At 57.6% G+C, this 11,714-nt stretch carries 6 protein-coding genes; 5 read left to right on the top strand and 1 reads right to left on the bottom strand.

The window, feature by feature from the left end; all coding sequences use genetic code 11:
• The first annotated feature begins 22 nt into the window (after positions 1–22).
• The 3 genes from MTX78_RS14240 to MTX78_RS14230 all read left to right on the top strand — a co-directional run bounded on the left by MTX78_RS14240 (position 23) and on the right by MTX78_RS14230 (position 5,298).
• The gene (locus MTX78_RS14240; RefSeq protein ID WP_243795441.1) at positions 23–2,158 is read left to right on the top strand and encodes a hypothetical protein; all 2,136 of its coding nucleotides are present in this window, start codon (positions 23–25) and stop codon (positions 2,156–2,158) included.
• 73 nt (positions 2,159–2,231) lie between these two features.
• Positions 2,232–3,884, top strand: coding sequence for a glycoside hydrolase family 28 protein (locus MTX78_RS14235; RefSeq protein ID WP_243795439.1), 1,653 nt, complete (start codon positions 2,232–2,234; stop codon positions 3,882–3,884).
• A gap of 199 nt (positions 3,885–4,083) precedes the next feature.
• On the top strand, positions 4,084–5,298 hold the full coding sequence (locus MTX78_RS14230; RefSeq protein ID WP_317258902.1) for a glycoside hydrolase family 88/105 protein: 1,215 nt from the start codon (positions 4,084–4,086) through the stop codon (positions 5,296–5,298).
• 108 nt (positions 5,299–5,406) lie between these two features.
• On the opposite strand, the gene MTX78_RS14225 is transcribed toward MTX78_RS14230, so the two are convergent.
• Positions 5,407–7,005 carry a Na+/H+ antiporter gene (locus tag MTX78_RS14225; protein WP_317258901.1) on the bottom strand — a complete coding sequence of 533 codons (1,599 nt, stop codon included), beginning with the start codon at positions 7,003–7,005 and terminating at the stop codon, positions 5,407–5,409.
• A gap of 405 nt (positions 7,006–7,410) precedes the next feature.
• Here MTX78_RS14225 and MTX78_RS14220 point away from each other — a divergent pair, with 405 nt between their 5' ends.
• Positions 7,411–10,278 (top strand): glycoside hydrolase family 2 protein, encoded by a 2,868-nt coding sequence (locus tag MTX78_RS14220; protein ID WP_243795430.1) that lies wholly within the window; start codon positions 7,411–7,413, stop codon positions 10,276–10,278.
• Positions 10,279–10,592: 314 nt separating this feature from the next.
• Complete coding sequence (locus MTX78_RS14215) at positions 10,593–11,651, top strand: glycoside hydrolase family 88/105 protein (protein WP_243802890.1); 1,059 nt, start codon at positions 10,593–10,595, stop codon at positions 11,649–11,651.
• Positions 11,652–11,714: the final 63 nt, after the last annotated feature.

Raw genomic sequence — 11,714 nt, 5'->3', positions numbered from 1 at the left:
AATGCCCTCGAAACGTTCCTCTATGCCACCTCTCCCCAAATTGCTTTCAAGTCTGTTGTTGCTCAGTACCATCCAGCCCCTGATGGCGCAAAAAACACCCATCGACCGGAAGGCGCTGGTGGAGCGCCACATTGTCGTGAATACCACGAGCGACACCTTGTCGTCGTTGTCGGTGGGGAACGGGCAGTTTGCTTTCACGGTGGACGTGACGGGCTTGCAGTCCTTTCCGATGTACTATGAAAAGGGCGTGCCGCTGGGGACGCAGTCGGAGTGGGGCTGGCACAGCTTCCCGAACAAAGAGGGCTACAAGTTCGACGCCACCTTGCGCGACTATGACTTGAATGGCCGCAAGGTCAGCTACTCGGTGCAGCGGAAGGAGCCCGGCAACAAAGACGCCGTAGATTTTCTGCGGGCAAATCCGCACCGGTTGCAACTCGGTAACCTGGGGTTCGTGTTGGTGAAAAAGAACGGCAAACCCGCCACCATCAAGGACCTGCGCAGCATCCGGCAGACCCTTAACCCCTGGACCGGTGAAATCAAGAGCCACTTCACGCTGGAAGGCGTGCCGGTGGACGTCGTGACCGTGGGGCACCAGCAGCAGGATGCTGTAGCAGCCCGCGTGGAATCCAAGCTGCTGCAAACCGGGCAGCTGAAAGTGGCCCTGCGTTTCCCGTGGCCTACTGCCGGCTGGGCCGATATGGGTACCGACTACACCCACACCGAGCAGCACAAATCCAGCATCACGGAATCAAAGAAAAATGCGGCGCTGCTGACGCACCAGCTCGATACTACCACGTACGCGGTGGCGCTGAATTGGCAGCAGCCCGCCACCCTGACCACCGGTCAAGCGCACGAATTCATCCTCACGCCGGACAAGCAAGGCGCGGTGTTGGAGTTCGGTTGCCGCTTCGCGCCGCGGCCTGCCGTCGCGCCCTCGTTTGCCGCCACGCGCACCAACAGCCAGCAGCAGTGGCCCACATTCTGGAAAAGCGGCGCCGCCGTGGACTTCAGCGGCACCACTGACCCGCGGGCCAAAGAGCTGGAACGGCGCGTGGTATTGTCGCAGTACCTGACTCGGCTGCAAGGTGCCGGCTCGCAGCCCCCGCAGGAAACCGGACTGGTGCTGAACAGCTGGTACGGCCGGCCGCACCTGGAAATGCACTGGTGGCACTCGGCGCACTTCGCGCTGTGGGGTCGCCCTGAATTGCTGGAGAAGAGCCTCGTGTGGTACGCCCGCCCCGATGTGCGCGCCGAGGCCCGCAAGATTGCCCAGCGCCAGGGCTACGACGGCGTGCGGTGGCAGAAAATGACGGACCCGTGGGGTCAGGAAGGACCGTCGTCGGTGGGGGCATTTCTGATTTGGCAGCAGCCCCACATGATCTACTTCGCTGAGGAAATGTACCGTGCCCACCCCAACGCGGCTACGTTGAAGCTGTACCAGGATAGGGTAGCGGCCACGGCCGATTTTATGGCTTCCTATCCATTCTATGAGAAGGATAAGGACCGGTACATCCTCGGCAAAGGCGTCATTCCGGCGCAAGAGCGGTTCAAGGCCGAGGAAACGTTCAACCCTACTTTCGAGCTAGTATACTGGAATTGGGCCTTGAATATGGCCCAGCAGTGGCGCATTCGCCAGGGCCAGCCGCGCAACGCCAAGTGGGACGAGGTGCTAGCCAAGCTCTCCAAGCTGCCCCAAGCCGGTGGCGTGTACTTGGCTACTGAGTCGGCCCCCGACTCCTACACCAATCCCGAATTCAAAACCGACCATCCCTCAGTGCTAGGCGCGCTAGGCGTGATGCCCGCCACCGGCCAGGTGGATGCTGCTACCATGCGCCGCACCTTTGATTTGGTGTGGAAAGACTGGAGCTGGGACAAAACCTGGGGCTGGGACTTCCCGATGACCTCCATGACGGCCACCCGCCTGGGCATGCCCGACAAAGCCGTGGACGCCCTGTTAATGAAGGTGCAGAAGAACACCTACTTGCCCAGCGGCCACAACTATCAGGAAGACCGCCTGCCCATCTACCTGCCCGGCAACGGCGGCTTGCTCTCGGCTGTGGCTCTCATGTGCGCCGGCTACGACGGCTGCAAAGAAGAAAACCCCGGCATCCCGAAAGGCTGGAAAGTGCGCTGGGAAGGACTTAGCAAGATGCCGTAAGTAATATTGGGCAAAAGCTAATGCTCTAGCTTTTGCTTTAGGCTCGATAATCCTCCTGTTTCCACCTAGTAGTATGATAAAGTCCCTTGCCTTTCTCTCCTTACTTAGCTTACCTGGCGTGGCCGTGGCTCAGCAATCCGCTTTGCCACCCGTCAAAACCACTTCGTTTCGCGCTGATACATTTTCCATTGCCAAGTACGGCGCAGTAGCCGATGCCCTAACGTCAAACACCGCGGCCTTTCAGAAAGCCATAGACGAATGCAGCCAGAAGGGTGGGGGCGTGGTGCTCGTGCCGCGCGGGCAGTGGCTAACCGGCCCGATTGAGATGCGCAGCAACGTAAACCTGCACGTTGCGGCCGGAGCCCTAGTCCAGTTCAGCGACAACCGCGCTGACTACAAACTCCACAAAACCAACTGGGAGGGCCTCGATGCCGTGCGCAACCAAGCCCTGATCTACGGCAAGAACCTAGAAAACGTAGCCATAACCGGCAAAGGCATCCTCGACGGGGCCGGCGAAGCGTGGTGGATGGTGCAAAAAGGCCGCTCCACGGAAGGCGAGTGGAAGCAGCTAGTGGCCTCGGGCGGCTTCTTGAACGAGAAGCAGGACCGGTGGTACCCCTCGGCCCAAAGCCTGAAAGGCACTACCGTGAAGGAAGCCGGCGTGATAACCGAGGAGAAATCGGAAATCAAGGATTTCGAGGACATCAAGGATTATCTGCGGCCCGATTTCCTGGTGCTCGACCAGTGCAAGCGGCTGCTCTTTGAGGGCGTTACGTTCCAGAACTCACCCGCCTGGACCGTGCACCCCATGCGCAGCGAGGACGTAATCGTGCGCAACATCAACGTGCTCAACGGCCCCTACACGCCCAATACCGACGCCCTGGATTTAGAATCCTGCAAAAACGGTATCGTGGAAGGCTGCACATTTAGCGCCGGCGACGATGCTATTTGCATCAAATCCGGCCGCAACGAGCAGGGGCGCAAGCGGGCCATGCCCACCGAGAACTTCATCATTCGCAACTGCAAGGTGTACCGTGGCCACGGCGGCTTCGTGATTGGCAGCGAAATGTCGGGCGGGGCGCGCAACCTGTACGTGAGCAACATTACCATGATTGGCACCGACATCGGGCTGCGCTTCAAAACCACCCGCGGCCGCGGGGGCGTCGTGGAGAACATCTTCATTCAGGACATCGATATGAAAGACATTCCCGGCGAGGCCATCTTGTTCGACATGTACTATATGATTAAGGACCCCACGCCGCAGGTGGCGGGCTCCAAGGAGCGCCCTGTTTCGCCGGCCAAACCCGTGGATGAAAGCACGCCGCAATTCCGCAAAATCCAGATCCGCAACGTGACCTGCAACGGCGCCAAAACCGGCATTATGGTGCGCGGCCTGCCCGAAATGGCCATCAAGGACATCAGCATCGAAAATGCCGTGCTGCAGAGCGACAAAGGACTAGTCTGCATCGAAGCCGACAACATCAGCCTCAAAAACGTGACCTTGTTGCCCACCAGCACCGACCCCGTGATGGAAGTGCACAACAGCCAGAACATCACCCTCGACAACATCAAGTACGCCCCCGGCGCCACAGTACTACTACGCGTATCCGGTGCCGAAAAAGCCAAGAACGTCCGCCTAGTAAACACCGACGCCTCGAAAGCCAAAAAGGACATCGAATACGGCCAAAACGTGAAGAAAAAGGCGGTTGTAGTATTAAAGCGTTAGTGCTTGATAAACCGAAGACCGTCATGCAGAGCACAGCAAAGCATGACGGTCTTCGGTTTTTCAGACAGTCTAGGGAAAAGAATAGAAATGTCGGGTGCTGGCTGATTCTGCTAGTTTCCTACTGAATCAGGCCAAAAAGCTACATGCGGCCGGGTGTTTGCAAGCGTACTATTGGACCGTTGAATCCACGATGAATACTATGAAGTTGAAAACGATGCTGCGTTTCTGCCTGCTGATGGCCCTAGTGGCTTTTAGCTCCGGCTTATACGCTCAGAACAAGTCCAAAACCTCGTTGCCGTTGTCGCAGCAAATGGCCGATTCATTTATGCATCTCTACCCCGATTCGGTGCCGGCCAGCCGCAACCGGGCGGCCCGTTGGGGCTACGAGCATGGGCTGATGCTGAAGTCGATTGAACGAGTGTGGCAGCGTACCGGCGACAAAAAATACCTCGACTACATCGTGAAAACAATGGACTACTCGCTGCCCGCCGATGGGTCCATCCAGTACTTCAAGATGGCCGACTACAACCTCGACAACATCAACGCCGGCCGCGTGCTGCTTACGCTCATGCAGCAGCCCGGCCTCGATAAAATGAAGTATCAGCGCGCCGCCGAACTGCTGCACAAGCAGTTGCAAGACCAGCCCACCACCAAGGAAGGCGGCTACTGGCACAAGAAGCGCTACCCCTATCAAATCTGGCTAGATGGTCTGTACATGGCCGAGCCGTTTTCAGCCGAGTACAGCAAGCTGTTCAATCAGCCCGCTGGCTTCGACCACGTAGCCCTGCAATTCGCGCAAGTGGAAAAGCACCTCGTGGACCCCAAAACCGGCCTGCTCTACCACGGCTACGACGAAAGCAAGGAGCAGAAGTGGGCCGACAAAACCACCGGCCTCTCGCCCAACTTCTGGAGCCGCGGCATCGGCTGGTACGCCATGGCCCTAGTCGATGTGCTCGACTATTTCCCGAAAGACCACCCGCAGCGCGGCCAACTCATTAAGAACTTACAGCGCCTAGCCCCGGTGCTAATGAAGTACCAAGACCCCAAAACCGGCGGCTGGTGGCAGGTAACCGACCAAGCGGGCCGCAAAGGCAACTACATTGAAACCTCGGGCTCCTGCATGTTCGTGTACGCGCTGGCCAAAGGCGTGCGCATGGGCTACCTCGACAAGAAGTTTGCCGCCCCGGCTCAGAAAGGCTACCAAGGCATCGTGAAGGAGTTCGTAGCCACCGAGCCCAACGGTTTGCTGGTCCTGAACGGCACGGTCAGCGTCGGCGGCCTCGGCGGCGACCCGTACCGCGACGGTTCGTACGAGTACTACCTGAGTGAGCCCATCAAAAAGAATGACTTCAAAGGCGTCGGCCCGTTCATCATGGCCAGCGTGGAAATGGAAATGGCCAAAGGCAAGAAGTAGCCGACCACCTCAATACATAAAGCCGCATCAGTGACAAGGAAAGCTACAATGGCCTGCCTTGTTGTTGATGCGGCTTTTGCGTGTTAACTGGAATTTCTGGTGAACCCGTTACGTGTTGTGTTGCTGCTCGTGCAAGGTCTGAGGCGTTGGTTGATGCTGTGCTTCAACAAATAGCGTCAGCTTTTCCTCCTCCAGATCCAGATGGGCCTCTAAGTGGCGAATTAGCTCGTCGTTGTACTCTTCCTGGCCGCGGAGCCTGCGCAGTTCCTCGCGTTGCGCGTGCAGCAACTCGGTGTAGATGCGCTGGTATTCGGTTACCTGGCGCTCGATGTGGGGATGGTCCACTGGCTGCATCTGGTGCGTAATCAAGTACAGATCTTTCTCCAGCTTCTTTTGGAGCGTGTCAAGTAAGCCGTTGTGGTTACGCTGGTGAGGTTGATAAAGGGCACGCAATCGGGTCAGGGCCACGGTGGTAAGATGATGACGGGCCGTGTTGCGCTGCTCGTGTTCGGGACGCAGATTATCACGGTCCTCGACCCCAATCCAGCGAATGAGCAGCGGCAGCGTAAGGCCTTGGCCGACTAGCGTAACCAGAATCACGACGAAAGTGATGAACAAGATCAAGTTGCGCTCCGGAAACGGCTGCCCGTTATTGCCTACCAGCGGAATAGATAAAGCGGCCGCCAAGGACACCACCCCGCGCATGCCCGCATAGCCCACAACAAGGGGGCCCCGCCAGCCCGGATTGGCATCACTGACTTCAATGAAGCGGCTAATCCAATGACTGAAAGGGGAGCCCAACATGCCAACAACAAGGCGCGTGATAATCACCACCGCGCTAATCAGCAAGCCGTAGCCAACAGCCTCGAGTTTGGAATAGCCTCCTAGGGCACCCGTAATAACGGGCAATTCCAGCCCAATGAGCATAAATACAGCCCCATTCAACACGAAGCCAACGGTGGTCCAGGTGCTAATGCCCTGCCGCCGGTTGATGGGCGAAAAGATGCGCGAGCTATGGTACGACATAAATAAGCCACCGCTCACCACCGCCATCACGCCCGAAACGTGCCACGTTTCGGCCGTTACGTACATCACATAAGGGGTAACCAGCGTCAGAACGGTATGAGTGCTAGGCGTGGTAGGCAGCCAGCGGTGAATTGTGTAGAACACCACTCCTACGGCCAGGCCAACGGCAATACCAAGCAGCGTGACGAGCAGAAAACTGCCCGCGGCCTGCTGCCACACAAACGAGCCAGACAATATCGCCGCCAAGGCAAACCGAAACACGATTAAGCTGGAAGCATCATTCACCAAACTTTCCCCTTCCAGAATAGCGGTGATGCGCCTCGGTAGCGACATATCACGCATAACCGACGTTGCTGCCAACGCATCAGGGGGCGACACGATACCGCCTAATAGAAAGCCCAACGCCAACGTGAAGCCCGGAATCACGGCCCACGAAACGTACGCCACGATGCCGGACGTGAGGAATACCAAGCCGAACGCCAGAAAGCTGATAATTCGGCGCCATTTCCAAAAGTCTTTCCAGGAAGTGAACCAGGCAGCTTCGTAGAGAAGCGGTGGTAGAAAAATCAGGAAAATGAGGTCTGGTTCCACCTCTAATAAGGGAAGACCAGGAATGAAGCTGATAGCCAACCCCGCCAGTACCAGCAGAATAGGATAAGGGACGCGTAAGCGCTGGCTCAAAGTAAAAAGCAAGCAGATAGCTAGGAGTAGCCCAAGGCAAAGCAGTAGCGTATGGTGCATAAACGACCGAGAAAGTGACTACGATTGTAACTGTCGGGGCCACCAAGGTAGCGTAAATAGTGAGGGAGTGTTCAGCTAGATAGCCCGGGTGCTGCTTGCGGTAGCATGGCTATGCGTAGCCTGCGCTTAGGTTAAACTTCAGGGGCCGCATAGAAGAATAGAGTGTCTGCGGAGTGCTTTGGGTTTGGGAGTATCTGCCTGATACCGAAACCTGTTCAGCTAAAGCCAAATGGTACGTCGGTATCCCATTGTCGGTAAAAGCAGGATACTACAGGTTACTGATAGAAAAATTCCATGGTAAGTTGGGACGATAATGAACTCCTCGACTTCCTTGAATCATCTTCTATGAAGACCAATCTACTGTCTTGGCTGGCCTGCGCCGCGTTGTTCTGGTCCGCGCCGGCCGCGGCCCAAACGTCGGCTCGCAAGCAGGTACAGTACCTCTCCGGCACCGACAACATCCACACCAAAACCTGGGATTTTTACTGCACCGGCGGCCGCCGCAGTGGCGCCTGGACCACCATTCAGGTGCCTTCGAGTTGGGAGCAGCAGGGTTTTGGCAGCTACAACTACGGCCGCGACTACAAAACCTACGGCAAGAATTTCCGCTTCGCCGACGAGAAAGGTCAGTATAAGCATCAGTTCAAGGTGCCCGCCGCTTGGCAAGGCCAGCAGGTGTATATCGTGTTTGAGGGGTCGATGACCGATACCGAAGTGAAGGTAAACGGCCAGCTAGCCGGCCCCATTCACCAGGGCGCGTTCTACCGCTTCAAGTACGACCTCACCGACAAGCTGAAGTACGACCAGGATAACCTGCTGGAAATAACTGTCAGCAAGATGTCGGCGGAACCGACCGTGAACAATGCCGAGCGCCTCGCCGACTATTGGGTGTTTGGCGGCATTTTCCGGCCCGTGTATCTGGAAGCGTATCCTAAGCAGTTCATCCCGCATACCGCCATCAATGCCCGCGCCGACGGTACGTTTGCCGTCAATGTCGCCCTCAAAGGTTTGCGCCAAGCCACCGACGTGAAGGCGGATATTCTGGACGCACAAGGCAAGGTGGTGGGTACTGCCCAGGGCCGCGCGGCCGCCAACGATACGCTGGTGAAGCTCAGCACCACGGTTAGCAAGCCGCTGCTTTGGAACTCCGAGAAGCCGAACATGTACCGCACCAACATCCGGCTGGAAGCGGGCGGCCAGACGCTCTACCAAACCACCGAGAAGTTCGGGTTCCGCACCATCGAAATCCGGCGCGGCAAGGGCATCTACGTGAACGGCACGCAGGTGAAGATGAAGGGCATCAACCGTCACAGCTGGTGGCCCGAAACGGCCCGCACCCTCAACGACTCAATTCACTTGATGGACGTGAAGCTCATCAAGGAAATGAACATGAACGCCGTGCGCATGTCGCACTACCCACCCGATGCCAAGTTTCTGGACCTCTGCGACTCGCTCGGCCTCTACGTGCTCGATGAGTTGGCCGGCTGGCAAAAGGCCTACGGCACCAAAGTAGGGGAGAAGCTGGTGCGCGAAATGGTGATAAAAGACGTTAACCACCCGAGCATCATCTTCTGGAGCAACGGCAACGAAGGCGGCACCAACAAGGAACTGGACGACGACTACGGCCGCTACGACCTCTCGAACCGCCCCGTCATCCACGCCCACCACCGCCCCGGCAACGCCTTCAACGGCATCGACTGCAACCACTACGAGAACTACTACAGCACCCAAAAAATCCTCGCCGATTCCTTGATTTATATGCCCACCGAATTCCTGCACGCGCAGGACGACGGCGGGGCCGCCGTGGGTTTGGCCGACTTTTGGGACCTGCACTGGAAGTCGCAACGCTCCGGCGGCGGCTTCCTGTGGGCCTTGGTAGACGAAGGCATCGTGCGCACAGATCAGAACAACATCATCGACGTGAACGGCGTGAATGCGCCCGACGGCGTGGTAGGTCCGCACCGCGAAAAGGAGGGTAGTTTCTACGCTCTGCGCGAGATTTTCTCGCCCATCAAGATTGACATGAAGGAATTGCCCGCCAAGTTCAAGGGCACTATTCCGGTGGAAAACCGCTACCACTACAACAACCTGAATGAGTGCTTCTTCCAGTGGGAATTGGTGAATTACCGCCAGCCGGGCGAAGTATTCACCGGCTCGACTACGCTCCAGAAAAGCCGCGCTACCTCGCCGAAAGTAGCACCGCTAGGCCAGGGCGAGTTGAAGCTCAAGCTGCCCAAAAACTGGCAGGACTATGATGCCCTAGTACTCTCGGCCTTCGACCCGCAGAAAAACCTGGTGTACAAATGGACCTGGAAAACCGGCGACAACACCCGCTTGCTTCGCAACATTCTGCCCGGCACGGAAAAGCAACCAACCGTAGCCGCCACCGAAACCGACAGCACCCTCACGCTGCAAGCCGCCGGCATCACGGTTAGCTTCAACAAGAAAACCGGTGAAATCCAGGACGTGAAAGGCAACAGCGGCGACAAGCTCAGCTTCGGCAAAGGCCCCGTTCTGGTAAGCGGTAACGCCACCTTCACCAGTTTGAAGCGCCGCACCGAGCCCGACGGCGAGGTAGTGGAAATGAGTTACCAAGGCGACCTGAAATCGGTACGCTGGAAGATGGACGGCAACGGCTGGTTGCGCCTCGACTACGAGTACGCCGTGAACGGCGACCTGCCCTTCACCGGCATCAGCTTCACCTACCCCGAAAATTACGTGCTCGGCGCCAAGTGGCTCGGCAAAGGCCCGTACCGCGTCTGGAAAAACCGCATGCAGGGCGTAGGCGAAAGTGTGTGGGAAAACGCCTACAACAACACCCAAACCGGCGCCGCCCCCTGGATTTACCCCGAGTTCAAAGGATACTTCGCCGACATCACTTGGATGGAAATGAACACCGTGGAAGGCAAATTCCTGGTCGCCAGCCCCGACAAAGGGTTGTTTGTGCGCCTCTTCGATTTCTACGGCTTGTCTGGCGTGAAGCCCTACCCGTCGCTGCCCGTCGGCAACTTGTCGTTCCTGGAAACCATTCCACCGCTCGGCACCAAGCTGGCCCTCAACATCGACGCCAACACCAAAAACCTCGGCCCCAACAGTGAACTAAACCACGTCAGCGGCCCCTCAAAACGCACCCTCTATTTCTTCTTCGGCCTCCCCAAATCCAACGCCACCCCCCAGCCCTACAAGGCCCCAGCCAAAGACGAGCTATTTTAACCCCACCCCCGGCCCTCGCTGCTTGATGCGCAGCATCCTCCGGGAGAGGGGTGCGTTCTGTAACATCCTGCGTCTGGCACCCCTCTCCCGGAGGGGCCGGGGGTGGGGTAACGGAAGAGTACAGGAGGGCTAGCGCGGGCAGATTCGCCTTCTTGGAATTGTTCTTCGCTACCCACCACTAAGCAGCAGCTACACAAGCCCATTCAACAATGCTAAAAGTGAAATCGAGTGTTTTGAAAAACCATTTCCTAAGCTGGAAAACCCTGTTGGTAGGGTTGCTGATTGCGTCCTCGGTGAGCGTCTCGGGGCAGAAGATGCCAAACAAGAAAGCGGTGCTGAAAACCATGCGGCAAACCAACGACTACTTCATGAAGCTCTGGCCCGATCCGGGCAAAGACATCATGACCAATAAGCTCCGCCCGAGCCACATCTGGACCCGCGCCGTGTACTACGAAGGCCTGATGGCCCTCTACGGCATCGATAAGCAGCAGCGCTACTACGATTACGCCGTCGATTGGGGAACCAAGCACCAATGGGGCATCCGCAACGGCATCACCGACCGCAACGCCGACAACCAAGCCTGCGGCCAAACCTACATCGACCTCTACAACATCGACCCCAAGCCGGAGCGCATCCGCGACATCAAGGCCAGCATCGACAACATGGTGCAAACGCCTAAAGTCGACGATTGGAACTGGATTGACGCCCTGCAAATGGCCATGCCCGTGTACGCCCGCCTCGGCGTACTCTACAAGGATACCGCCTACTACGAGAAGATGTACCGCATCTACAACTACTCGAAAACCGTGCACGGCGGCAACGGCCTCTACAATCCGCAAGACCAATTATGGTGGCGCGATAAAGACTTCGTGCCGCCCTATAAAGAGCCCAACGGCGAGGATTGCTACTGGAGCCGCGGCAACGGGTGGGTGGTAGCCGCCTTGGTCCGCGTGCTCGACATCATGCCCAAAGACGCCCCCCACCGCGCCGAATACGAGCAGATGTACCTCAGCATGATGAAGGCCCTGCCGGCTCTGCAACGCCCCGACGGCTACTGGAACGTCAGCCTCCACGACCCGACCAACTACGGCGGCAAAGAGCTGACCGGCACGGCCCTTTTCATCTACGGCATGGCCTGGGGCCTCAACCACGGCCTGCTCGACGCCAAGCAGTACCAGCCCATCATCGCCAAAGCCTGGACCGCCATGGCCAAGGAATGCGTGCACCCCAACGGCTTCCTCGGCTACGTGCAGGGCACCGGCAAAGAGCCCAAAGACGGCCAACCCGTCAGCTACACCAGCAAACCCGACTTCGAAGACTACGGTACCGGTTGCTTCCTGTTAGCCGGCACGGAGATATACAAGATGAAGTAAGCAGCAAGGCTACAACTAAATGAAGCCGTAACTGAGTGAAAGAAGATAGAGCTAGAAGACTCG

The sequence above is a fragment of the Hymenobacter tibetensis genome, assembly GCF_022827545.1.
Taxonomy (GTDB): domain Bacteria; phylum Bacteroidota; class Bacteroidia; order Cytophagales; family Hymenobacteraceae; genus Hymenobacter; species Hymenobacter tibetensis.
Note: the sequence above shows the minus strand (reverse complement) of the source record. Positions and strands in the feature narration are given on the sequence as shown.

Excerpts from the sequence above, each read along its gene's own strand:
- MTX78_RS14240 (WP_243795441.1), top strand. The coding sequence starts at position 23 with ATGCCACCTCTCCCCAAATTGCTTTCAAGTCTGTTGTTGCTCAGTACC.
- MTX78_RS14235 (WP_243795439.1), top strand. The coding sequence starts at position 2,232 with ATGATAAAGTCCCTTGCCTTTCTCTCCTTACTTAGCTTACCTGGCGTG.
- MTX78_RS14230 (WP_317258902.1), top strand. The coding sequence starts at position 4,084 with ATGAAGTTGAAAACGATGCTGCGTTTCTGCCTGCTGATGGCCCTAGTG.
- MTX78_RS14220 (WP_243795430.1), top strand. The coding sequence starts at position 7,411 with ATGAAGACCAATCTACTGTCTTGGCTGGCCTGCGCCGCGTTGTTCTGG.
- MTX78_RS14215 (WP_243802890.1), top strand. The coding sequence starts at position 10,593 with ATGCCAAACAAGAAAGCGGTGCTGAAAACCATGCGGCAAACCAACGAC.